This window comes from Streptomyces sp. NPDC032721 (assembly GCF_055579625.1).
Window position 1 is genome coordinate 41,288 of sequence record NZ_JBVIMX010000026.1, and the last position, 22,217, is coordinate 63,504.

The 22,217-nt window shown below is 71.2% G+C and carries 20 protein-coding genes; 12 read left to right on the forward strand and 8 right to left on the reverse strand.

Features of this window, described 5'->3' with window-relative positions; translation table 11 throughout:
* Window positions 1-47: 47 nt before the first annotated feature.
* From ACZ5PB_RS37895 to ACZ5PB_RS37910, 4 genes are all read left to right on the forward strand, one after another.
* Complete coding sequence (locus ACZ5PB_RS37895) at window positions 48-425, forward strand: nuclear transport factor 2 family protein (RefSeq protein WP_468697668.1); 378 nt, start codon at window positions 48-50, stop codon at window positions 423-425.
* A gap of 82 nt (window positions 426-507) precedes the next feature.
* Complete coding sequence (locus tag ACZ5PB_RS37900) at window positions 508-1,440, forward strand: DUF8017 domain-containing protein (RefSeq protein ID WP_468697669.1); 933 nt, start codon at window positions 508-510, stop codon at window positions 1,438-1,440.
* Between the two features lie 86 nt (window positions 1,441-1,526).
* Window positions 1,527-2,429, forward strand: coding sequence for a sigma-70 family RNA polymerase sigma factor (locus tag ACZ5PB_RS37905; RefSeq protein ID WP_468697772.1), 903 nt, complete (start codon window positions 1,527-1,529; stop codon window positions 2,427-2,429).
* Window positions 2,430-3,003: 574 nt separating this feature from the next.
* Window positions 3,004-3,603, forward strand: coding sequence for a DUF6058 family natural product biosynthesis protein (locus ACZ5PB_RS37910; RefSeq protein ID WP_468697671.1), 600 nt, complete (start codon window positions 3,004-3,006; stop codon window positions 3,601-3,603).
* Window positions 3,604-3,877: 274 nt separating this feature from the next.
* On the opposite strand, the gene ACZ5PB_RS37915 is transcribed toward ACZ5PB_RS37910, so the two are convergent.
* On the reverse strand, window positions 3,878-4,030 hold the full coding sequence (locus ACZ5PB_RS37915) for a hypothetical protein (RefSeq protein ID WP_468697673.1): 153 nt from the start codon (window positions 4,028-4,030) through the stop codon (window positions 3,878-3,880).
* Between the two features lie 578 nt (window positions 4,031-4,608).
* Here ACZ5PB_RS37915 and ACZ5PB_RS37920 point away from each other — a divergent pair.
* Window positions 4,609-6,831 carry an NADP-dependent isocitrate dehydrogenase gene (locus ACZ5PB_RS37920; protein WP_468697674.1) on the forward strand — a complete coding sequence of 741 codons (2,223 nt, stop codon included), beginning with the start codon at window positions 4,609-4,611 and terminating at the stop codon, window positions 6,829-6,831.
* A 115-nt stretch (window positions 6,832-6,946) separates the two neighbouring features.
* Here the strand turns inward: ACZ5PB_RS37920 and ACZ5PB_RS37925 are convergent, their stop codons facing one another.
* Entirely contained in the window at window positions 6,947-7,672 is a 726-nt protein-coding gene (locus ACZ5PB_RS37925) for a hypothetical protein (RefSeq protein WP_468697773.1), read from the reverse strand.
* Window positions 7,673-7,916: 244 nt separating this feature from the next.
* On the opposite strand from ACZ5PB_RS37925, the gene ACZ5PB_RS37930 reads away from it, so the two are divergent.
* Entirely contained in the window at window positions 7,917-8,732 is an 816-nt protein-coding gene (locus tag ACZ5PB_RS37930; RefSeq protein ID WP_468697675.1) for a siderophore-interacting protein, read from the forward strand.
* On the opposite strand, the gene ACZ5PB_RS37935 is transcribed toward ACZ5PB_RS37930, so the two are convergent.
* The gene (locus tag ACZ5PB_RS37935; protein WP_468697677.1) at window positions 8,713-10,167 is read right to left on the reverse strand and encodes an FAD-dependent monooxygenase; all 1,455 of its coding nucleotides are present in this window, start codon (window positions 10,165-10,167) and stop codon (window positions 8,713-8,715) included. The two genes, ACZ5PB_RS37930 and ACZ5PB_RS37935, sit on opposite strands and share 20 nt — an antisense overlap.
* 282 nt (window positions 10,168-10,449) lie before the next feature.
* On the opposite strand from ACZ5PB_RS37935, the gene argC reads away from it, so the two are divergent.
* Genes argC through ACZ5PB_RS37960 form a run of 5 tightly spaced genes read left to right on the forward strand, consistent with a single transcriptional unit; the run spans window position 10,450 to window position 15,317 of the window.
* Window positions 10,450-11,478 (forward strand): N-acetyl-gamma-glutamyl-phosphate reductase, encoded by a 1,029-nt coding sequence (gene argC, locus ACZ5PB_RS37940; RefSeq protein ID WP_468697678.1) that lies wholly within the window; start codon window positions 10,450-10,452, stop codon window positions 11,476-11,478.
* On the forward strand, window positions 11,475-12,626 hold the full coding sequence (gene argJ / locus ACZ5PB_RS37945) for a bifunctional glutamate N-acetyltransferase/amino-acid acetyltransferase ArgJ (RefSeq protein WP_468697679.1): 1,152 nt from the start codon (window positions 11,475-11,477) through the stop codon (window positions 12,624-12,626). Before argC ends, argJ begins: the two co-directional genes overlap by 4 nt.
* Window positions 12,623-13,558 (forward strand): acetylglutamate kinase, encoded by a 936-nt coding sequence (argB, locus tag ACZ5PB_RS37950; RefSeq protein WP_468697681.1) that lies wholly within the window; start codon window positions 12,623-12,625, stop codon window positions 13,556-13,558. The genes argJ and argB overlap by 4 nt, the downstream gene beginning before the upstream one ends.
* Complete coding sequence (locus ACZ5PB_RS37955) at window positions 13,555-14,763, forward strand: acetylornithine transaminase (RefSeq protein ID WP_468697683.1); 1,209 nt, start codon at window positions 13,555-13,557, stop codon at window positions 14,761-14,763. Before argB ends, ACZ5PB_RS37955 begins: the two co-directional genes overlap by 4 nt.
* Window positions 14,764-14,768: 5 nt before the next feature.
* The gene (locus ACZ5PB_RS37960) at window positions 14,769-15,317 is read left to right on the forward strand and encodes an arginine repressor (RefSeq protein WP_389248745.1); all 549 of its coding nucleotides are present in this window, start codon (window positions 14,769-14,771) and stop codon (window positions 15,315-15,317) included.
* On the opposite strand, the gene ACZ5PB_RS37965 is transcribed toward ACZ5PB_RS37960, so the two are convergent.
* The 5 genes from ACZ5PB_RS37965 to ACZ5PB_RS37985 form a co-directional block, all read right to left on the reverse strand.
* Entirely contained in the window at window positions 15,314-16,381 is a 1,068-nt protein-coding gene (locus ACZ5PB_RS37965; protein ID WP_468697684.1) for a bile acid:sodium symporter family protein, read from the reverse strand. The two genes, ACZ5PB_RS37960 and ACZ5PB_RS37965, sit on opposite strands and share 4 nt — an antisense overlap.
* An 89-nt stretch (window positions 16,382-16,470) precedes the next feature.
* Window positions 16,471-17,172 (reverse strand): L,D-transpeptidase family protein, encoded by a 702-nt coding sequence (locus tag ACZ5PB_RS37970; protein WP_468697686.1) that lies wholly within the window; start codon window positions 17,170-17,172, stop codon window positions 16,471-16,473.
* Between the two features lie 2 nt (window positions 17,173-17,174).
* Window positions 17,175-17,759, reverse strand: a complete 585-nt coding sequence (locus tag ACZ5PB_RS37975) for a pyridoxamine 5'-phosphate oxidase family protein (protein WP_468697689.1) — start codon at window positions 17,757-17,759, stop codon at window positions 17,175-17,177.
* A gap of 25 nt (window positions 17,760-17,784) precedes the next feature.
* A complete protein-coding gene (locus tag ACZ5PB_RS37980) occupies window positions 17,785-19,011 on the reverse strand; it encodes a hypothetical protein (RefSeq protein WP_468697690.1) in 1,227 nt (408 codons plus the stop codon).
* Between the two features lie 447 nt (window positions 19,012-19,458).
* Window positions 19,459-20,817 (reverse strand): NAD(P)/FAD-dependent oxidoreductase, encoded by a 1,359-nt coding sequence (locus tag ACZ5PB_RS37985; protein WP_468697692.1) that lies wholly within the window; start codon window positions 20,815-20,817, stop codon window positions 19,459-19,461.
* Between the two features lie 200 nt (window positions 20,818-21,017).
* Here ACZ5PB_RS37985 and ACZ5PB_RS37990 point away from each other — a divergent pair, with 200 nt between their 5' ends.
* Window positions 21,018-22,211: an argininosuccinate synthase gene (locus tag ACZ5PB_RS37990; RefSeq protein ID WP_468697693.1), complete on the forward strand. Its 1,194-nt coding sequence runs from the start codon at window positions 21,018-21,020 to the stop codon at window positions 22,209-22,211.
* The last annotated feature ends 6 nt before the right edge of the window (window positions 22,212-22,217 follow it).

Below are 22,217 nucleotides of genomic sequence, written 5' to 3' on the forward strand. Positions count from 1 at the left end.
TTGGCAGGGACCGCACAGGGCGGGACCGCGGCACGAGAGGGTTCCCGATGACCACGCACACGTACGAGACCGCCGTCCAGCGTTACTTCGCCGCCTGGAACGCAACGACCGGCCCCGACGACCTCGCCAAGGCCGTCGCCGCCGCCTTCACCGAGGACGCCACCTACACCGACCCGCTCGCCGAGGTGGCCGGGCACGAGGGGCTGGCCGCCTTGATCGCAGGGGCGCACGCCCAGTTCCCCGGCTTCGAGTTCGCGCTCACCGGAACCCCGGACGGGCACCACGACCTCGTCCGCTTCACCTGGGACCTGGTCTCCGGGGCGGACGGTTCGGCGCCCGTGGCGGGCTTCGACGTGATCACGCTCGCCGAGGACGGGCGGGTCGCCTCGGTGAAGGGATTCCTGGACCGCGTTCCGGGAGCGTGAGCGCAGGGGTGCGGGGCGCGAACGGGGCGCGAACCGACGGGGCCCGTGGGGCTGGTGGGGCAGGTGTCTATGGTTGCTCCCCATGTGGCAAGGACAGCAGCCGTCGGGGGCCGGACAGTACCCGCAGCACCAGCACCAGCAGGACAACCCGTATCTGCGGGACGGGCAGCCGGGGCCGCAGGGTTACCCGGCTCCTCCGCCGCAGGGCGGTGGCGGAGGACGCAGGACCACGACCGTCGTCGTGGTCGCCGCCGCGGTGGTCGTCGTCGCCTGTGCCGCCACCGTGTTCCTGGTCCGTGGCAAGGGCGGCGACGCAGCCGACGACCCGAAGAAGAAGGACGACAAGGCGGTCTCCACACCGTCCGCCACCGGGGACGGGGCCGGGGGCGGCACCGTACGGGAGAAGTCGGGTGAGCCGAAGCCCCTCGTCGCGGGGTGGAAGACCGTGGTGAACCCCAAGCTGGGCGTCGCCTTCGACGTACCGCCGCAGTGGGACCGGAAGTCGATCGACTGGGTCAGCTACGTCGCCGACGACCGGGACCCCGAGGAGAAGCCCCTCGTTGCCTTCTCCTCGCCCGGCATGCTCAAGGAGAAGTGGTGCGTGCCCGCCGGTGACCCGGACGGCAGCTCGGGGTCGAAGTCGCTCGCCTCGGCCGGTTCGCGCGGCGAACGCACGGCGAAGAGCGCCGATGCCGCCGCGAGCAACAACGCGAGGGAGTGGCTCTACGGGTTGTACACCCAGCCGGACCGCGCGAAGGGGAAGACGGATCCGGCAGAGCCGTTCACCACCGCTTCGGGGATCAAGGGCAGCCTGGTGACGGCCAGTTCGGCCGGTGTCCCGAAGAAGTCGAAGTGCGCCACCGACGGCAAGGTCCTGGCCTTCGTCTTCCCGCGCGCGGACGGCGCCCTGGCGTCGTGGACCTTCGTGGGCGCAAAGGGGGTGCCCGGCGAAGTGCCGGACGCTACGGTACGCAAGATCGCCGGGACGGTACGGCTGGTGGCCAAGGCTTCGTAGCCGTCGCCGTCACATTCGCGGGCCGGGGATCGTCAGACGGACGAGACCCACGATGACGAGAGAGCGAGCCCGCCGTGCCCGATGCGATGTGTGACGAGTCCGGACCCGACTTCCTGGCGGCCCGCTTCGAGGAGAACCGGGACCGGTTGCGCGGGGTCGCCTACCGGATGCTGGGCTCGACGGGCGAGGCCGAGGACGCGGTGCAGGAGGCCTGGCTGCGGCTCGGCCGCCAGGACGCGGGGACCATCGACAACCTGCCCGGCTGGCTGACCACCGTCGTCGCCCGGGTCTGCCTCGACCAGCTGCGCTCGCGCACGTCGCGCCGGGAGGACCCGCTCGACCCGCTCGACGACACGCACGTCCCCGATCCGGTCGTACGCCGCGAGGACACCGACCCCGAGCAGCAGGCGGTGCTCGCGGACTCGGTGGGGCTGGCGCTGCTGGTGGTGCTGGAGACGCTGGGTCCGGCGGAGCGGCTCGCCTTCGTGCTCCACGATCTGTTCGCGGTCCCCTTCGAGGAGATCGCCCCGCTGGTGGACCGCACCCCCGCGGCCACCCGCCAGCTGGCCAGCCGGGCCCGCCGCCGGGTGCAGGGCACGGCGCCCACGCCGGACGGGGACGCGCTGCGGCAGCGGAAGGTGGTCGGGGCGTTCCTGGCCGCGTCCAGGGGCGGAGACTTCGACGGGCTGCTGGCGCTGCTGGATCCGGAGTGCGTGCTGAGGGCGGACGCGGGGCCGACGATGCGGAAGGCGTCGAGGGTGGTGAGGGGGGCGCGGGAGGTCGTCTCGAACGCGCTCATGTTCTCGGAGTTCGCGCATTTCGCGTCGACGGCGTCGGTCAACGGGGCGACGGGCCTGGTCACGATCATGGACGGACGTCCGGTCTCGGTGATGGACTTCACGGTCGTGGACGGCAAGATCCTGGAAATCAACATCCTGGCGGACCCGGAACGTCTGACGGCCCTGGACCTGAGCACCTTCACCGCCTGACCACGCGGCCGACGGGGGGGGAGGGGGACACCCCCTCCTGCACCTCCCGCCACACGGCCCCGAAGCGTTCGGCGGTGTCGCGCCTGCGGCGGGCAGGTGCCCCTCCCCGCCCCTTCCCTAGACCGCTGGCCGCGGGGCCGGGGGGTCCTTACGCGCGGGCCGGTGGGTGGTTGCTCGCGCAGTTCCCCGCGCCCCCAGGTACTCGTGCTCAGCGCCGCTCAGTTCCTTGCGCCCGTAACTACGAGTACTTCAGGGGCGCGGGGAACTGCGCGGCCAGCCACGAACGCACCCGCACCTCGACCACCGGCCGTGGCCGGGCCCGCCACCTCTGCCCAACCCACGGCAGCCGAAACGCTGCGCGCGGTCCGACGCATCCGGCTCTCGGTCCGTAACTCTGCCGCTATCGGGATTGACTTCGGCGAGACCCGTCTTCAACATCCCTGTACCCGTTCACCGCGGGCCTTTTCGTTCTTCGTGATTCCCTCGATAGTTCGGTGAGTGCCGAACCGTCCGGCCTGTAGCGTGCGGAGTCCTGTGCGGGAGATGCCCGCGCCGATGACCCCGGGAGGCCCCCTTGCCCGAGACGGACCTGAAGCAGCAGCTCGTCGAGCGGTTCCACGAGGTCAACGGTGACCATCCGATGACCGATGCCGATGACGCATATGTCAGCGCGCAGTTCGTTGCCCTGGAGGAACTGTGCGCAGCTCATGGCCGCGATGCCGACGCGGTGCGTCGACTGATGCTGGGGCAGCGTCTGCCGCTTCCGGGGTATCTGCGTTCCGACGGTGCCGAGATGGTGCCGGCCGACCTGTTCGCTCTCGCCGACGAGTCCGGCGGCGTGGACCTGCTCGAAGCGTGGTTCACCGCTCACTGGGCCGACCCGATCGCTGGGAAGGCGGAGTGGAATGCGTATCTGAGTGGACAGTACGTGTGTCTGCACTCGGTGACACCGGCCACCATCCAGCGCAAGGACTGCCTGACGACCGCGATCGGAGCCGCGGCGAACGAGCCGGATGCCGGTTCCGCGCAGTGGTCTGCGAGGCTGCATGCCCTGGTCGACGAACTCGACACGCTGGAACCGGCGTTCACGGCCTACGACCGTCTCCGGTTCGGCGGGCCCACATCCCGGGACACCTGCATCGACGCCGTGCGCGCCCGCTTTCCACGCCCGTGACCCGGGCCGTCGGGGCGTCTGCGGACCGGCTGCGGCCGCTCATACCGCTACGGATTCCGGGGGCAGCGTGACCGTACAGCAGTGAGGTCGAAGTGTTCGAGCACGAGCGGGGACGTCCCCGCCCGTGTGGACGACGGGCACGGTTACTGATCTTGGGGTGTGACGCTCCGGCTTGGCACACGGCGGTCTGCCGGTCGCCCGTAACCATGCGGTTCCCACAGGTGAGGGACGTCTGTACCGGCTGCCACTGACAGCCCGCGTGCGTACGTTCCGCTCACTGCCCCGCCCACCATGCGGCTCCGATGCTGCCCGCCGCGGTGACGAGCGAGACGAGCCACACGGGCACGCGCTGAACGGTCAAGTGGAGTCCGCCGCAGCGGAGTTCGAACGCCGGTGCACGCTGGTGCTCTTTGGGATTGCGGGACACCTGTCCTCCTCAAGGTTGCCCCAACCTGAACATCCCTGACCAGTGGCAGACCATGTAGCGCACCCTGGCGAATAGTCGCGCCACCCCTTGCGAATCGAGCGGAACCATTGACTTCTCGGGAAGACAGGAGGCGCCCCATGCCTGAACGACATGCGCGACTCTGTCGCCAGACTCACCACATGGGTGCTGTCCGTCCTGGCCCCGAGGACCCGCCGACGAAACGGACGGGCTCACTCCCGCCCAGCGCGAGCGGTCGCGGCATGACGCGCGACTGGCTGAACGGCACGCTCCCCGAGCCCACCCCCGCACTGGTCCCCGGGCCGTTCCCCGGAGAGCTTGAGCGGGCTCTGCAGCCCACTCGCCCCCGCAGCGGAACGCCCCGTCCGGCGCCGGGCTGGACGGGGCTTCCCCGTAGAGCACGCACTGTGGAACTTCGGGAAGGGGCGGGGAGGGGAACAGCCCGCGCAGCGGAGCCCCCCCGCCCTCCGCCCCCCCGATTCCGCCCCCGTCACCACCCCACCCCCCACACGAGATATCTTGACGTCAAGCAATGTTGCAGACGTGGAGCGGAGTACCCGGTGACTGACTCGACCATCATCTATACGCACACCGACGAGGCCCCGGCCCTCGCGACGTATTCGTTCCTGCCCGTCGTCGAGGCCTACGCCTCCACGGCCGGTGTCACGGTCGAAAGCCGTGACATCTCCCTGGCGGGCCGCATCATCGCGAGCTTCCCGGAGTTCCTCAAGGAGGAGCAGCGTATTGATGACGCACTCGCCGAGCTCGGCGAGCTGGCCAAGACGCCCGGCGCCAACATCATCAAGCTGCCCAACATCTCGGCCTCGATCCCGCAGCTGAAGGCCGCGATCGCCGAGCTCCAGGGTCAGGGCTACGCCCTCCCCGCCTACCCGGACGACCCGCAGACCGACGCCGACAAGGACGTCCGCGCCCGGTACGACAAGGTCAAGGGCAGCGCCGTCAACCCGGTCCTGCGCGAGGGCAACTCCGACCGCCGTGCCCCCGCCTCGGTCAAGAACTACGCCAAGGCCCACCCCCACCGCATGGGCAAGTGGACCCCCGAGTCCAAGACGAACGTCGCCACCATGGGCGCCGACGACTTCCGGTCCACCGAGAAGTCCGTCACCGTCGCCGAGGCGGGCTCGCTCCGCATCGAGCTCGTCGGCGACGACGGCTCCACCACCGTGCTGCGCGAGTCGGTCCCGGTCCTCGCCGGTGAGGTCGTCGACGCCTCCGTGATGCGCGTCGCTGCCCTGCGCGAGTTCTTCACCGCGCAGCTCGCCCGCGCCAAGTCCGAGGGCGTGCTCTTCTCCGTGCACCTCAAGGCCACCATGATGAAGGTCTCCGACCCGATCATCTTCGGCCACGTGGTCCGCGCCTTCTTCCCGAAGACCTTCGCGAAGTACGGCGAGGCGCTCATCGCGGCCGGTCTGACCCCGAACGACGGCCTCGGCGGCATCTACAAGGGCCTGGAGTCCATCCCGCACATCGGCGAGGAGATCAAGGCGTCCTTCGACGCCGAGCTCGCCGAGGGCCCGGAGCTGGCCATGGTCGACTCCGACAAGGGCATCACCAACCTGCACGTGCCGTCCGACGTCATCGTCGACGCCTCGATGCCGGCCATGATCCGCACCTCCGGCCACATGTGGGGCCCGGACGGCAACGAGGCCGACACCCTCGCCGTCATCCCGGACTCCTCCTACGCCGGCATCTACCAGGTCGTCATCGACGACTGCCGCGCCAACGGCGCCTACGACCCGTCGACCATGGGCTCCGTACCCAACGTCGGTCTGATGGCGCAGAAGGCCGAGGAGTACGGCAGCCACGACAAGACCTTCGAGATCCCGGCCACCGGCACCGTCCGCGTCGTCGACGCCTCCGGCACCGCGCTCATCGAGCAGGCCGTCGGCGCCGGTGACATCTTCCGGATGTGCCAGACCAAGGACCTCCCGATCCAGGACTGGGTCAAGCTGGCCGTCACCCGCGCCCGCGCCACCGGCGTCCCGGCCCTGTTCTGGCTGGACGAGACCCGCGCCCACGACGCGCAGCTCATCACCAAGGTGAAGAAGTACCTCGGCGACCACGACACCGACGGTCTGACCATCGAGATCATGGCGCCGGAGAAGGCCATCGCCTACTCCCTGGAGCGCATCCGCCGCGGCGAGGACACCATCTCCGTCACCGGCAACGTGCTCCGTGACTACCTCACGGACCTCTTCCCCATCCTGGAGCTGGGCACCAGCGCCAAGATGCTCTCCGTGGTCCCGCTGATGAACGGCGGCGGCCTCTTCGAGACCGGCGCCGGCGGTTCCGCCCCCAAGCACGTCCAGCAGCTCGTCAAGGAGAACTACCTCCGCTGGGACTCCCTCGGTGAGTTCCTGGCGCTGGCCGTCTCCTTCGAGCACCTCGCCACCTCCACGGGCAACGCGCGCGCCCAGGTGCTCGCCGACACCCTGGACCGCGCCACGGGCACCTTCCTCAACGAGGACAAGTCCCCGAGCCGCAAGCTGGGCGGCATCGACAACCGCGGCAGCCACTTCTACCTCGCCCTGTACTGGGCCCAGGAGCTGGCCAAGCAGACCGCCGACGCCAAGCTGGCCGAGGCCTTCGGCCCGGTCGCCAAGCAGCTGGCGGAGCAGGAGGAAGCCATCGTCGCCGAGCTCATCGCGGTGCAGGGCTCCCCGGTCGAGATCGGTGGCTACTACCAGCCCGACCCGGCCAAGGCCGCTGCGGTGATGCGTCCGTCGAAGACGCTGAACGAGGCGCTGGCGCTGCTCGTCTGAGCACCCCGCACACGCCGCTCACGTCACTGACGTAGCGTCAGAAGCGTTGCCCCGGCCGGGACTTCACCGGCCGGGGCAACGCTTTTCTGTTCCGCTTCCGCTTCCGGTACGGGCGTCACGCGAGCAGTCCCCAGGCGGCGGCCCCCGCCACCGCCGCCCCGTACGCCCACACCCCGGCCGCCACCACCCGCTCCCGTACCTGCGCACTCCACGCCGTGCCCACCGATATCAGCCACGCCAGCGCGGGCAGCACCAGGACCGCGTGCAGGCTCACCCCGTGCAGCGGCTTCAGCGGGGCCGTCGAGGCGTACGCGTCGAGCTGGTGACCGGTCCTCGTCAGGATCACCCCTCGGGCGATCATCGCCGCCCCCGACGCCAGCCCCACCAGCAGGATCGCGAACCCCGCCCGCAGCGCCAACGGCATCCCGGCGGGACCGGCCGGCCTCCGCCGGAAGGACGCCACCGCCAGCACCGTCAGCAGCACCACGAGCAGTCCGCCGCCCGCGGCCAGGGTCATCGACACCGCCGAGTCGAAGCCGGACTCCATGTTGAGGTGCGAGGGCACGTGCCGCCACGCCTGGAGGGTGATGCCGCCGACCTCCACCACGCAGTCCGCGGCGAACAGCCCGAGGATCATGTTCCGGGTCCGCTGCCCGATCCGCAGGTACGACGCCACCCACACCGCCGCGAGCAGCGTCACCCCGAAGGACAGCCCGAAGGTGACGGGCTTGCGCCACGACACCGGGCCCGTCCACGGCCTGCCGTCCACCGCGAAGACGCCCAGGTGCAGCAGCCCGGACGCGAAGAGCAGGACCCCGACCGCGACACAGGCCCGCTCCATGGCGGAGAGTGACCGGGACCGCGTGTGCGCACTGTGCGCGTTGCCCGTGCTGCGCGCGTTGCCCGTGGTGCCCGTGCTGTTCGACGTCTTCATGCCGTCCAGCATCGCGAGCGGCGGCCGGTGGGTCGTCGTACCGCCGGAGGCAGTGGCGCTGCTCCGAGGGCAGTACGGAAAGCACCTATCCGTCGAGACCGAGCTGATGTTAGGTTTGGCTAACCTAAGTGGATCAGTGGTGGGGTGGGTCATGGCCAAGGACGGCAAGTTCCGCAAGCCGGAACAGCGGGAGTTCCTCGTCGTACACGTGGTGGCGCGGAAGCGGATCAGTCCGAACTTCGTACGGGTCACCATCGGCGGACCCGCCCTCGACGCCTTCCGCCCGATGGGCCACGACCACTGGTTCCGGCTCTTCCTGCCCACCGCCAAGGGGCTGCGGCTGCCCAAGCGGACCAACGGCCTGTGGGTCGCCGAGTACATGCTGATGTCCAAGGACACCCGCCCCATCGGGCGCAACTACACCGTGCGCCACCACCGTGCGCAGGGTACGTACAGCGACGGCCCGGAGATCGACATCGACTTCGTCCTGCACGAGGACGCCGACGGCAAGCTGGGCCCCGCCGCGGCCTGGGCCCGCGACGCCAGTGAGGGCGACGAACTCGGCATCTACGACGAGGGCATCACCTTCCTGCCCCCGGCGGGCGCGCGGTGGCGGCTGCTGGCCGGGGACGAGAGCGCGCTCCCCGCGATCCTCGGCATCCTCGCCTCGGCGGCGGACGAGCCCGAGGACGTACGTACCGAGGTGTACGTCGAGCTCGCCGACCCCGAGGACGTCCAGCCCGTCGAAACCCGCCCCGGCACCACCCTCCACTGGCTCACCAGGAAGCCGGGCACCCACGTCGGCGAAACGCTCCTCGCCGCACTCAGGGAGGCGGACCTGCCCGCCACCCCCGGCTACGCCTGGACGGCCGGTGGCCAGAAACTGGCCACCGGGGTGCGCCGCCATCTGGTCTCCGACCGGGGCTTCGCCAAGGACGCGATCACCTTCACCGGGTACTGGCGCTGACGCCGAACCACTTTTCAAGCCGGCCGTCCAGTTCCTCCTGGGAGTCGCCGACCCACACCACGTACCCGTCAGGCCGCAACAGCACGGCGGGTACGTCCAGTTCGTCGCCCATGTCGGCGACCCGGTCGACCCGGTCCTCCCGGCCCGCCACCGAGAGCAGGCCGGTCCCGTCGAGCAGCAGCCCCCTGCCCTCGTGCATCAGCCCGTACAGGCGGCCGGACTTCAGCGGCACGTCGCGCAGGCGCCGGCCGAGCAGCTCGTGGCCCTCTCCGGTGTCGCCGCCGCCCTCGCCGACGTCGTAGCGGATCGCGATCCCCGTGACCTTCTCGACCAGGCGCCGCTGCACCCCCTCGTCCTCCAGCAGCTCCGCGAACACCCGGCGAGCCGCCCGGGGGCCCGGCTCGGGGATCAGCAGTTCGCTCTGCGCGCGGGTGTGGTTCAGCACGTCCTCGGCCACCGGCCGCCGCTCGGCCCCGTAGGTGTCCAACAGCCCCTCCGGCGCCCACCCGTTGACCTCTGCGGCCAGCTTCCAGCCGAGGTTGAACGCGTCCTGGATGCCGAGGTTGAGCCCCTGCCCGCCCAGCGGCGGATGGATGTGCGCCGCGTCGCCCGCCAGCAGCACCCGCCCCTCCCGGTAGCGCTCGGCCAGCCGCACCGCGTCGCCGAACCGGGTCACGGAGTGCCGTGAGTGCATGCCGAAGTCGGTACCGGCGAGCTCCTGGAGCCGCTGGTCGAACTCCTCGAAGGTCGGCGCGGGCGCGCGCTCCGGGGCCACCTGCGCGGTGCGCAGGACGAAGCGGTACATCCCCTTCCGTGTGGGGTGCGGGCCGAACTGTAGGTAGGGAGAGGTCAGTTCGGCGGCCGCCTCGGTCATCTCCTCCGGCGTACGGTCCACCTCCGCCTCGCCCAGCAGCCACTCGACCTGGGCCGGCTCGCCGGGGAAGCCGATGCCGAGCTGCTTGCGCACCGTACTGCGGCTGCCGTCGCAGCCCACGAGGTAGCGGGAGCGCAGCCGCGTGCCGTCGGCCAGTTCGGCCGTCACCCCGGTGTCGTCCTGGGTGACTCCCACCAGTTCGCTGCCGTACCGGATCTCCGCACCGAGCGCGTCCGCCCGCTCGGTCAGCACGCGCTCGACGGCGGGCTGCGGTACGCCGAGCAGGTAGGCGTGCGCGGAGTCCACCCCCTCCAGTGGCGGCTTGACGATCCCGGCGAAGGTGCTGCGCAGCGGGTGCCGCTGCCCCTGCGCGAGGACGGCGTCCAGCAGCCCGCGCTGGTCCAGCATCTCGATGCTGCGCACGTGCAGCCCCAGCGAACGGATCTGGTCGCCCGGCACCGGCTCCTTCTCCAGTACGAGGACCCGGACACCGTGCAGCCGCAGTTCGGCGGCCAGCGTCATGCCTGCGGGGCCGCCACCGGCAATGATTACATCCATCACTAAAGCGCCTATTCCGCTAGATATCCGGCTCTACCGGCTTCGGCCGCTCATTCTGCGCCTCCAGGGGGGCCTTGCGGCAAGGCCCTCTCCGGGCGGTACGGTGAAGGGGGCAAGGGGAGCTGTGTTTCGACCCCCTTGCCCTTCGTTTTTTCGCGCGGTGACGCCGCTGCCTCTCCTCTCTCTCCTCCTCGCACCTCCCTCCCGGTGCTGACTCGCCCGGAATCCCTTTGCATAAAACTGCGTGCATACGTATAGTCATGCCATCGACGAGGAGGCATTCCGATGGTGGTACGGGCAGCAGTGGCCGGGGCGAGCGGATATGCGGGAGGTGAGCTCCTGCGCTTCCTTCTCGTGCACCCCGGTGTCGAGATCGGTGCCCTGACCGCGCACTCCCAGGCCGGACAGCGGCTCGGCAGCGTGCAGCCGCACCTCGCGCCGCTCGCCGACCGGGTGCTGGAGCCGACCACCGCCGAGGTCCTCGCCGGGCACGATGTCGTCTTCCTCGCGCTGCCGCACGGTCAGTCCGCCGCGGTGGCCGAGCAGCTCGGCGACGAGGAGCTGGTGGTCGACCTCGGGGCCGACTTCCGGCTCGCGGACGCCACCGACTGGGAGCAGTTCTACGGTTCCCCGCACGCCGGTACCTGGCCGTACGGCCTGCCCGAACTGCCGGGCTCCCGCGCCGCGTTGACGGGAACCAAGCGCATCGCGGTGCCCGGCTGCTACCCGACGGCCGTCTCGCTCGGGCTCTTCCCCGCGTACGCGGCGGGGCTCGTCGAGCCGGAGGCCGTGATCGTCGCCGCGTCCGGCACCTCCGGCGCGGGCAAGGCCGCCAAGCCGCACCTGCTCGGCTCCGAGGTGATGGGGAGCATGTCCCCGTACGGAGTCGGCGGCGGCCACCGGCACACCCCCGAGATGATCCAGAACCTCAGCGCCGTCGCGGGGGAGCGGGTCACCGTCTCCTTCACCCCGACGCTCGCCCCGATGCCCCGCGGCATCCTCGCCACCAGCAGCGCGAAGGCGAAGCCGGGGGTGGGCGCGGGCGACGTACGGGCCGCGTACGAGAAGGCCTACGCGGACGAGCCGTTCGTACGCCTCCTGCCGGAGGGGCAGTGGCCCGCCACCGCCGCCGTGTACGGCTCCAACGCCGTACAGATCCAGGTCGCGTACGACGCCGCCGCGCACCGCGTCATCGTCGTCAGCGCCATCGACAACCTCGCCAAGGGCACCGCCGGCGGCGCGGTGCAGAGCATGAACATCGCCCTCGGGCTCGACGAGTCCACCGGACTGAACACGATCGGAGTAGCACCGTGAGCGTCACGGCAGCACAGGGATTCACGGCGGCGGGCATCGCCGCCGGGATCAAGGCCAACGGCAACCCGGACCTGGCCCTCGTGGTCAACACCGGGCCGCGCCGCGCCGCCGCGGGCGTCTTCACCTCCAACCGCGTCAAGGCAGCCCCGGTCCTCTGGTCCGAGCAGGTCGTCAAGAGCGGCGAGATCACCGCCGTCGTCCTCAACTCCGGCGGCGCCAACGCCTGTACGGGACCCAAGGGCTTCCAGGACACCCACGCCACCGCCGAGAAGGTCGGCGAGGTGCTGGAGATCGGCGCGGGCGAGGTCGCCGTCGCGTCGACCGGCCTCATCGGGGTGCTGCTCCCCATGGACAAGCTGCTGCCCGGCATCGAGAAGGCCGCCGCCGAGCTGTCCGCGCACGGCGGCGAGAAGGCCGCCATCGCCATCAAGACCACCGACACCGTCCACAAGACGGCGGTCGCGGGCGGCGAGGGCTGGACGGTGGGCGGCATGGCGAAGGGCGCGGGCATGCTCGCCCCCGGCCTCGCCACCATGCTGGTCGTCCTGACGACCGACGCCGACCTCGAAGCCCCCGTGCTCGATTCGGCACTGCGCGACGCCACCCGGCAGACCTTCGACCGGGTCGACTCCGACGGCTGTATGTCGACCAACGACACCGTGCTGCTGCTCGCCTCCGGGGCATCCGAAGTGGCCCCGGAGTACGACGAGTTCGCGGCGGCCGTCCGTACCGTATGCGACGACCTCGCCCGGCAGCTGATCGGCGACGCCGAGGGCGCCAGCAAGGACATCCGGATCGAGGTGATCAACGCGGCCACCGAGGACGACGCCGTCGAGGTCGGCCGGTCCATCGCCCGCAACAACCTCCTCAAGTGCGCCCTGCACGGCGAGGACCCCAACTGGGGCCGGGTGCTCTCCGCCATCGGCACCACGAAGGCCGCCTTCGACCCCGACGCGCTCAACGTCGCCATCAACGGCGTCTGGGTCTGCAAGAAGGGCTCCGTCGGCGACGACCGCGACCTGGTCGACATGCGCTACCGGGAGATCAAGATCACCGCCGACCTCGCCGAGGGCTCCGAGTCCGCCGTGATCTGGGCCAACGACCTCACCGCCGACTACGTCCACGAGAACAGCGCGTACTCCTCATGAGCAGTCCGGAGAACGGGGCCGCGAAGCCCACCGCCCGCAAGCACACCGCGCTGCCCAAGGCGCAGATCCTCATCGAGGCGCTGCCCTGGCTGATCCGCCACCAGGGCAAGACCGTCGTGATCAAGTTCGGCGGCAACGCCATGGTCGACGAGGACCTCAAGGCGGCCTTCGCCCAGGACGTCGTCTTCCTGCACCACGCGGGCCTGCGCCCGGTCGTCGTGCACGGCGGCGGCCCGCAGATCAGCAAGCAGCTCGACGCGGCCGGCATCGTCAGCGAGTTCAAGGCGGGTCTGCGGGTCACCACGCCCGAGGCGATGGACGTCGTACGGATGGTCCTGGCGGGCCAGGTGCAGCGCGAACTGGTCGGGCTGCTCAACCAGCACGGCCCGCTCGCCGTCGGCCTCACCGGCGAGGACGCGCACACCATCACCGCCACCCAGCACTTCCCGCAGATCGACGGCGAAGCAGTCGACATCGGCCGGGTCGGAGAGATCACCGCGATCGACACCGGCGCGATCGAAGCGCTCCTCGCCGACGGCCGCATCCCGGTCGTCTCCTCGATCGCCCGCTCCCAGGACGATGGACATGTCTACAACGTCAATGCTGATACGGCGGCTGCGGCACTCGCTGCGGCGCTGGACGCCGAAACCCTGATGGTCCTCACCGACGTCGAGGGCCTCTACGAGGACTGGCCGAACAGCGACGACGTGATCAGCCGCCTCACCGCCACCGAGCTGGAGAAGCTGCTGCCCGAACTGGCCAGCGGCATGGTCCCCAAGATGGAGGGCTGTCTGCACGCCGTGCGAGGCGGGGTCAACACTGCCCGCGTCATCGACGGCCGGGTGCAGCACTCGATCCTGCTGGAGATCTTCACCGACGAGGGCATCGGCACCATGGTCGTGCCCGACGAACAGGGGGAACCGCAGTCATGAGCAACGCCGAACTCATCGGCCGGTGGCAGGCCACCATGACCGACAACTACGGCACCCCCGGCCTCGCCCTCGTCCGCGGCGAAGGCTCCCGCCTCTGGGACGCCGACGGCAAGGAATACGCCGATTTCGTCGGCGGCATCGCCGTCAACGCCCTCGGCCACGCCCACCCCGCCATCGTCGAAGCGGTCTCCCGCCAGATCGCCTCGCTGGGCCACGTCGCCAACCTCTACGTCGCCGAGCCGCCCGTCGCGCTCGCCGAGCGGCTGATCGAGATCTCGGGCCGTCCCGGCCGCGTCTACTTCTGCAACTCGGGCGCCGAGGCCAACGAGGCCGCCTTCAAGATCGGCCGGCTCACCGGCCGCGGTCACATGGTCGCCACCGTCGGCGGCTTCCACGGCCGCACCATGGGCGCCCTGGCCCTCACCGGCCAGCAGGGCAAGCGGGAGCCGTTCCTGCCGCTGCCCGGCGACGTCACCCACGTACCGTACGGAGACGTCGACGCGCTCCGCGAAGCGGTCACCGAGGACACCGCGCTGCTGGTCATCGAGCCCATCCAGGGCGAGCTCGGCGTGGTCGTACCGCCGCCCGGCTACCTCAGGGCAGCCCGCGAGATCACCCGCGCCACCGGCACGCTCCTCGTCCTGGACGAGGTGCAGACCGGCATCGGCCGCACCGGCCACTGGTTCGCCCACCAGGCCGAGGACGGCATCGACCCGGACATCATCACCCTCGCCAAGGGCATCGGCGGCGGCCTCCCGCTCGGCGCGACGATCGCCTACGGCCCGGCCGCCGAGCTGCTCAAGCCCGGCCATCACGGGTCCACCTTCGGCGGCAACCCGATCTCCTGCGCCGCCGGAATCGCCGTCCTGGACACCATCACCGCCGACGGACTCCTCGACGCCACCAAGCGGACCGGCGGCACACTGCGCGACGCGATCCAGTCACTCGGCCACCCGCTCGTCTCCCACGTCAGGGGTGAGGGCCTGCTCCTGGGTATCGTCTTGACCGAGTCCCTCGCTCCCCAGGTGCAGCAGGCGGCTCAGGACGCCGGTTACCTGGTGAACGCGCCCGCCCCCGATGTCGTACGGCTGATGCCCGCTCTGACCATCGGCGATGCGGTGGTGGACGCGTTCCTCGGGGCCCTGCCCGGCATCCTCGACGAGGCGTACGCCGCAGCACACGGGGACCAACGATCCGGAGAATGACGCAGATGACCGAGGCGCAGGCGCGGGACAACGAACACGGCAACGGCGGGCCCGCGGTACCGCAGACCCGGACCGCACGCCACCGCCGGATCGTGGACATCCTCAACCGGCAGCCGGTGCGCTCGCAGAGCCAGCTGGCCAAGCTCCTCAGCGACGACGGGCTGAGCGTCACCCAGGCGACGCTCAGCCGCGACCTCGACGAGCTCGGCGCGGTGAAGATCCGCAACACCGGCGGCGAACTGATCTACGCGGTGCCCAGCGAGGGCGGCTTCCGCACCCCGCAGGCGCCGCTGGGGGAGTCCGCCAAGGAGGAGCGGATGCGGCGGCTCTCCGCCGAACTGCTGATCTCGGCGGAGGCCTCGGCCAACCTGGTGGTGCTGCGCACCCCGCCGGGCGCCGCCCAGTTCCTGGCCTCGGCCATCGACCAGGCGGAGCTGCGGGCGATCCTCGGCACCATCGCGGGCGACGACACCCTGATGCTGATCAGCCGCGACCCGGCGGGCGGCCAGGCACTCGCCGACCACCTGCTGCGGCTGGCCCAGAAGGAACGTTAGGCCGAAGCCTGCCCGCCCGAGGCCTGCTGCTGTCCGGCCTGCTGGTTTCCGGTCTGCTGCTGTCCGGCCTCCTGCTCCGCCGTTTCGCGCTTCCTGCTGCGGTACGACATCCAGGCCGCGACCAGCGCGCCCGACACGTTGTGCCACACCGAGAAGACGGCCGACGGCAGTGCGGCCAGCGGGCTGAAGTGGGCGGTGGCCAGCGAGGCGGCGAGCCCGGAGTTCTGCATGCCGACCTCGAAGGCCATCGCCCGGCTCGCGGGCTGCCCGAGCCGGGCCAGCCGGCCGGCGCCGTAACCCAGCGCGAGGCCGAGTCCGTTGTGCAGTACGACGGCGACGAAGACGAGCAGCGCGGCCGACTTGATGGCGGCGGCGCTGCCCGCCACCACGACCGCGACGATCACCGCGATGGTCGCGGCGGAGAGCCAGGGCAGCGCGCCCAGCACCCGGTCCACGTACTTCCCCGCCAGCAGCCGTACGACCAGCCCCGCGATCACCGGCAGCAGCACGGTCTTGAGGATGTCCTCGACCATCGACCCCGCGTCCACCGGCAGGTACTCGCCCGCGAGGAGCAGCGTCAGCGGCGGCGTGACCAGCGGCGCGAGCACGGTCGAGACCGTCGCCACCGACACGGACAGCGCCACGTCGCCCCGCGCCAGGTACGTCACCACATTGGACGCGGTCCCGCTCGGCGCGCACCCCACCAGGATCACCCCGGCCGCCAACTGCGGCGGCAGATCCAGCGCATGGGCGATGAGCCATCCCAGACCCGGCATGATCACGTAGTGCGCCACCAGGCCGAGCGCGACCGCCCACGGCCGTTTGGCGACGCCCTTGAAGTCCAGCGGGGTCATCGTCAGGCCCATGCAGAACATCACGATGCCGAGGAGGTACGGCACCGAGGTCTTCCACCCGGTGAAGGCGTCCGGTACGAGGAGCCCCAGCACGCCGGCCACGAGGACGAGCACGGGAAAGACGGTGACGGCCCGGCGGGCGGCCCGGTCGGTTCCAGAGCTGTTCTGGCTGGTGGGAGGGGGTGCGGTGGTGCGCGATTCGGTACTCACGGCCGTGATGCAACGCCCCGGCGGGCGTCCCGCGCAACACCGTCTCGGTATGTGGTCCCTACACCAATCGGACGGCAGGGCCCGTAACGTCAGTAACGGGTGATGTTCGTCGTTCCTCTGCCGGTTCCGACGGCGAGGTGCGGCGAGCGCCCCGGATCGATCCACCCCAGGATCCGCCGCATGGCGTCCGCCGGCACGGACACACAACCGGCCGTCGCCCCCTTCCCGTTGACGTGCAGGAAGATCCCCGCGCCCCGGCCGCGTACCGGCTTCGCGTAATTGAAGTCGACGAGCAGCGCGTGCGCGTACTGCGTCCCGTACGCGTCCAGCTTCTCGGCCTCGGAAGCCCGGCAGTCGCGGGGGAGGCCCTCCACCCACCGGTTGTAGGACCGCGAGGCGTTGTCCTGGCACCACCACGACCGGGGCCCGATCCGCCGGTAGGCGACCCGCGCCCCGGGCGGCGGCGCGGCCACCCCGAACGCGTACGGCAGCCCGAAGAGGCCGGTCGGCGTGGTGTTCGTGCTCTGCCGCCGGGTGGCCCCCTCCGCGAGCCCCTTCGCCCCGAACCGCGCCGCCGCCGACCCCACCGCCACCCAACTCCCGCCCGGCCGCCGGTCCCACCAGGTCAGGGTGCCGGTGGTGGCGGCGGTCCCGTCCGCGACGGCGGTGACGAGCTGACTGCCCCCACCGGTGTCGGCCATCCGCGCGGGCAGCGGCGCGTCGGCCGTGCCGGGAACGGCGAGGAGCAGCGGGGCGAGGGCCAGGACGGCGGCGGCGCGCGGCAGGATCATCCTCAGACGTTACGAGGAGGAAGCGGCAGCGGCACCCCCGGCAGGCCGTCGATGCTGGTCGCGATGTCACGCTTCGCGAAGTACGCGGAAAGGGACTCGTCGTCCTCCCGCGCGAACCGCTGCGCGTGCAGCGTGCGGTCCTCCTCGTACGTCATGAACGGCACGTTGTACCCACAGGTGTCCCGCACCAGCTCCGCCGACACCACCACGATCGCGCGCAGCCCGTGCGGCGTGCTGTCGATCCCCTCGAACCGCGCCAGCAGCTCCTCGAACCGGGGATCGTCCCGGAACACCGCCTCGCCCTTTCCGTGCACCCGCACGATGTTCGGCGGCCCGTCGAAGGCGCACCACATCAGGGTGATGCGGCCGTTCTCGCGCAGATGGGCGACGGTCTCGGCGTTGCTGCCCGCGAAGTCCAGGTAGGCCACGGTCAGTTCGTCGAGTACGACGAAGGACCCCTGGAGGCCCTTGGGCGAGAGGTTGATCGTCCCGTCCCCGGCGAGCGGCGCGGTGGCCGTGAAAAAGACCGGCTGCGCCTCGATGAAGGTGCGCAGCCGGCCGTCTATCCGTGCGTGTGTCTTTCCCATGCGGGCAATTATCGGCAGCCCGCCGTCACTTGCCGGACCAGGAGGTCTGCCGCCGGTCGCGCCGGTGCCGCTCCCTGGCGAGCCGCGCGGCCGCCACCCGGGTGTGCCGGGGCGTGCCCTCACCGAGCCGCCGCGCGAACCACTCCACGGGCAGCTGCTGCGCGTACGGCTCCAGGGCGCGGGTCGCCGCCCGTACGACCTGCCCCGACGGATCGTCGACCAGCGCCAGTACGTCCTGCTCACGGACCGCGTCCAACGCCCGCAGGCCCATCACGGCCTGCGCCCTGACCTGCGGCGCAGGGTGTACGAGGAGGGCGCGGAGCAGCACCGCGTCCTCGGCCCTGACCCCGCACTCGCCGAGCCCGGCGGCGGCACCGGCCGTGGCGGCGCCGAGGGTGGCGGGTGCCGCGCACAGGGACCGGTAGAGGGGGAGCGGCTCGGTGCCGAGCTGCTTGAGCGTGTACCGGGCACAGGCCCGCACGATCGAGGCCCGGTCCGCGAGGAACCCGACGGCGCTCTCGGGTCGCCCGAGACGGCGCAGCGCGGTGACACCGATCGCGCGCACCCGGGGTCCGCGCGAGGCGAGCAGCACGGCGAGCACGTCGTCGGAGACGTCCGCCCCCGCGACCGCGGCCTCCGCGCACACCCCCTGCACGGCCACGTCGCCGCTGCGGGCGGCCAGCCGGACCAGCTCCACCGGACCGAACAGTCCACGCCGGACGGCCACGCGGGTGGCCAGCCGCCGAACCTGACGGTCGGGCGCGCCGGTCAGCGCCCGCACGACGCCGGCCTCGGCCGCCTCCACGGCCGAGGTCACGACCTGACCGGCGGCCCCGCCACGCGAACCCCGCTCCAGACACAGCGCCACCGCGGCCACGTCGGCCAACGCCTCACGACCGAGCCCGGGCAGCGCGTCCCGCAGCAGCGCACGCGCCTGCTCCCGCACGGGCGCGGCCCAGTCGGAGGCGCGTACCGCGACGAGGGGCAGCAGCGCGGGATGCAGGTGCGCACGGTGCAGCAGCGCCGCTTCCCGTATCCGCCCGTCGGGATGACAGAGAGCCACGGCAACCTGCCGCTCCAACGAAGACCGAAGCCCCGGAACGGGATGGCCCAGCCCCGCCTCCCACCCCCACCCGAGCACCCGCACCCCAAGATCGAACTCGACCCAGGCGCGGGGGTCACGCACGTCGAGGAGGGTGCTGAGGGGGCCGTGGGGGGAGGTGGCGGCGAGCCGGGCGGCGGAGGACGTCATCACCGGATGATACGGACGCCCGCCGACGGACGTACGCCCTGCCAGGGCCCTTCCCACTAGGCGATATTTGCGGCTGCCGCCGCGCGGCGCTGGAAGCGTGGGGCGGTGTCGCGCCTGCGGCGGGCTGTGCCCCTCCCCGCCCCTTCCCTAGACCGCTGGCCGCGGGGCCAGGGGTTTGTACGCGCGGGCCGGTGGGTGGTTGCTCGCGCAGTTCCCCGCGCCCCCAGGCATCCAGGGGCGCGGGGAACTGCGCGGCCAGCCACGAACACACCTGCACATGACCACCGGCGGTGGCCGGGCTCGCCACCTGCCCCACCCCGGGGGCCGGCAGCCCCCCACCCCCGTCCGGCCGTACGGGCCGGGGTCTGGGGCAGCGCCCCAGTTCGGGAAGGGGCGGGGAGGGGAAAGGCCCCGCGCAGCGGACCCCCACCCCCACCCCCCCGTCTCTCACGCCCGAGCGTTCAACGACCCCCCATACTTCCGAACCTCCTCCACCGACAGATACGCCTTCGTCTGCTCAAAGTCCTGCAACGTCTTCGGCCGGTTGTCCTGAAAGTCCGTCCGGACGAAATCGTCACCCGCCACCGCATTGAGCCCCCAGTTCACCAGCACCCGCGCCCGCGCCGTCAGCGTCGGCAGGGCCATCACGTGGTAGCCGCGTGCCACCACCTGTGCCGGGAGGCCGTGGAGTTCGATGCCCAGGGGTTTGGAGACCGCGTCCGCGCCGCCCAGGTCGACGACCAGGCCGAGGTCCTTGTGGTGGTAGGGCTTGAGCGGCGTGCCCGCCAGGTTCGCGACGATGTTGTCGGCGAGGACCTTGCCCTGGCGCTGCGCGTGCTGCGCCGTCGGCGGGCAGATCGCGTCGCCGCCCTTGGCGTCGTCCGGGACCGACGCCACGTCCCCGGCCGCGTACAGACCGTCGAAGCCGGGGACGGTGAGCTGGTTGGTGGCGGTGATCCGGCCGCGGATCGTCTCGGCGCCGATCGTGGTGACCAGCGGGCTCGCGGCGACTCCCGCGGTCCAGATCAGGGTGCGGGAGGGCAGCGTGCGGCCGTCGGTGAGTTTGACCGTGGTGTCGTTGACGGAGGCGACCGAGGTGCCCAGGGAGAACTCGATGCCCCGTTCGCGGAGCATGGCCATGGCCTTCACTCCCAGCCGTGTGCCCAGCTCGGGCAGCAGGCGCGGGGCCACGTCCACCAGGTGCCAGCGGACCAGGGTCGGGTCCAGGCGGGGGTAGCGCTTGAGGGCGTTGGTGGTGAGGCGTTGCAGGCAGGCGGCCGTCTCCACGCCCGCGTAGCCGCCGCCGACGACCACGAACTGGAGCCGGGCCACCCGCTCCTCCTGGTCGGTGGTGGCCGCCGCCAGGTCCAGCTGGGCGATCACGTGGTCGCGGATGAACGCCGCCTGGGCGAGCGTCTTCACCCCGAGCGCGTGGTCGGTGAGGCCGGGGATGTCGAAGGTGCGGGTGGTGGAACCGGCGGCGATCACCAGGTGGTCGTACGGCTTCACCGTCACCTCGCCCGTCGTCCGGCGGACGACGCACGCCTTGGCCTTGGCGTCGATGCCGATCGCCACGCCCGGCACGATCTTCGTACGGCGCAGCCTGCGGCGCAGCGAGACGGCGACGGACTGGGGGGTCAGGACGCCTGCCGCCACATGGGGGAGGAGCGGGAGGTAGAGCTGGTAGTCGTGCGGGGAGATCAGGATCAGTTCGGCGTCGCGCGCGGACAGCTTGCGTTCCAGGCGGTGCAGGCACTCGATGCCGACAAAGCCTGCGCCGACCACCACAATCCTCGGTCGCGTCATGGGGTACACCGCTCCTTCGCCTCTGGCCGACGTCTTCCCCAGCATTGCGGCTGACCCGCCCGCCCGCCTCCCGGGACGGCCCCCGACGGCGCACAAGGGGGGCTTTGACAAAACATACGGAGGACTGCATAGTTATGCCTATCGCCGCATGGACCCTCACCGCAGGGCCCGTGCACCGAGCAAGCCGCAGGGAGAGAGCAGTGACCGAGCGCGTCGTACACGCCTACTCGGGCGGCCTTGACACCTCCGTCGCCATCGGCTGGATCGCCGAGGAGACGGGCGCCGAGGTCATCGCCGTCGCCGTCGACGTCGGCCAGGGCGGCGAGGACCTGGACGTCATCCGCAAGCGCGCGCTCGCCTGCGGTGCGGTCGAGGCCGAAGTGGCCGACGCCAAGGACGAGTTCGCCGAGGAGTACTGCCTCCCCGCGATCAAGGCCAACGCCCTCTACATGGACCGCTACCCGCTGGTCTCCGCCCTCTCCCGCCCCGCCATCGTCAAGCACCTCGTCGCCGCCGCCCACCGGCACGGCGCCTCAATCGTCGCCCACGGCTGCACCGGCAAGGGCAACGACCAGGTCCGCTTCGAGGCCGGTATCTCCGCGCTCGGCCCCGACCTCAAGTGCATCGCCCCGGTCCGCGACTACGCGATGACCCGCGACAAGGCCATCGCCTTCGCCGAGAAGGCCGACCTCCCGATCGCCACCTCCAAGAAGTCCCCGTACTCCATCGACCAGAACGTCTTCGGGCGCGCCGTCGAGACGGGCTTCCTGGAGGACATCTGGAACGCGCCGATCGAGGACATCTACGAGTACACCGCCAATCCCGCCGAGCCCCGCGAGGCCGACGAGGTCGTCATCTCCTTCGAGGCGGGCGTGCCCGTCGCCATCGACGGCACCCCGGTCACCGTCCTCCAGGCGATCCAGCAGCTCAACGAGCGGGCCGGCGCCCAGGGCATCGGCCGGATCGACCTCGTCGAGGACCGCCTCGTCGGCATCAAGTCCCGTGAGGTGTACGAGGCTCCGGGCGCGATCGCCCTGATCACCGCCCACCAGGAGCTGGAGAACGTCACCGTCGAGCGCGAACTGGCCCGCTACAAGCGGCAGGTCGAGCAGCGCTGGGGCGAAATGGTCTACGACGGACTGTGGTTCTCCCCGCTCAAGCGCGCCCTGGACGGCTTCGTCAACGAGGCCAACCAGCACGTCACCGGCGACATCCGGATGACCCTGCACGCCGGCCGCGCGGTCGTCTCCGGCCGCCGTTCCGAGCAGTCCCTGTACGACTTCAACCTGGCCACCTACGACTCGGGCGACACCTTCGACCAGTCCAAGGCGCAGGGCTTCATCGAGATCTTCGGCCTGTCCTCGAAGATCGCCGCGCGGCGCGACCTCGCCTGAGGTCCG

Excerpts from the sequence above, each read along its gene's own strand:
- ACZ5PB_RS37895 (WP_468697668.1), top strand. The coding sequence starts at position 48 with ATGACCACGCACACGTACGAGACCGCCGTCCAGCGTTACTTCGCCGCC.
- ACZ5PB_RS37900 (WP_468697669.1), top strand. The coding sequence starts at position 508 with ATGTGGCAAGGACAGCAGCCGTCGGGGGCCGGACAGTACCCGCAGCAC.
- ACZ5PB_RS37905 (WP_468697772.1), top strand. The coding sequence starts at position 1,527 with ATGTGTGACGAGTCCGGACCCGACTTCCTGGCGGCCCGCTTCGAGGAG.
- ACZ5PB_RS37925 (WP_468697773.1), bottom strand. The coding sequence starts at position 7,672 with ATGGAGCGGGCCTGTGTCGCGGTCGGGGTCCTGCTCTTCGCGTCCGGG.
- ACZ5PB_RS37930 (WP_468697675.1), top strand. The coding sequence starts at position 7,917 with ATGGCCAAGGACGGCAAGTTCCGCAAGCCGGAACAGCGGGAGTTCCTC.
- argC (WP_468697678.1), top strand. The coding sequence starts at position 10,450 with ATGGTGGTACGGGCAGCAGTGGCCGGGGCGAGCGGATATGCGGGAGGT.
- argB (WP_468697681.1), top strand. The coding sequence starts at position 12,623 with ATGAGCAGTCCGGAGAACGGGGCCGCGAAGCCCACCGCCCGCAAGCAC.
- ACZ5PB_RS37955 (WP_468697683.1), top strand. The coding sequence starts at position 13,555 with ATGAGCAACGCCGAACTCATCGGCCGGTGGCAGGCCACCATGACCGAC.
- ACZ5PB_RS37960 (WP_389248745.1), top strand. The coding sequence starts at position 14,769 with ATGACCGAGGCGCAGGCGCGGGACAACGAACACGGCAACGGCGGGCCC.
- ACZ5PB_RS37970 (WP_468697686.1), bottom strand. The coding sequence starts at position 17,172 with ATGATCCTGCCGCGCGCCGCCGCCGTCCTGGCCCTCGCCCCGCTGCTC.
- ACZ5PB_RS37975 (WP_468697689.1), bottom strand. The coding sequence starts at position 17,759 with ATGGGAAAGACACACGCACGGATAGACGGCCGGCTGCGCACCTTCATC.
- ACZ5PB_RS37980 (WP_468697690.1), bottom strand. The coding sequence starts at position 19,011 with ATGACGTCCTCCGCCGCCCGGCTCGCCGCCACCTCCCCCCACGGCCCC.
- ACZ5PB_RS37985 (WP_468697692.1), bottom strand. The coding sequence starts at position 20,817 with ATGACGCGACCGAGGATTGTGGTGGTCGGCGCAGGCTTTGTCGGCATC.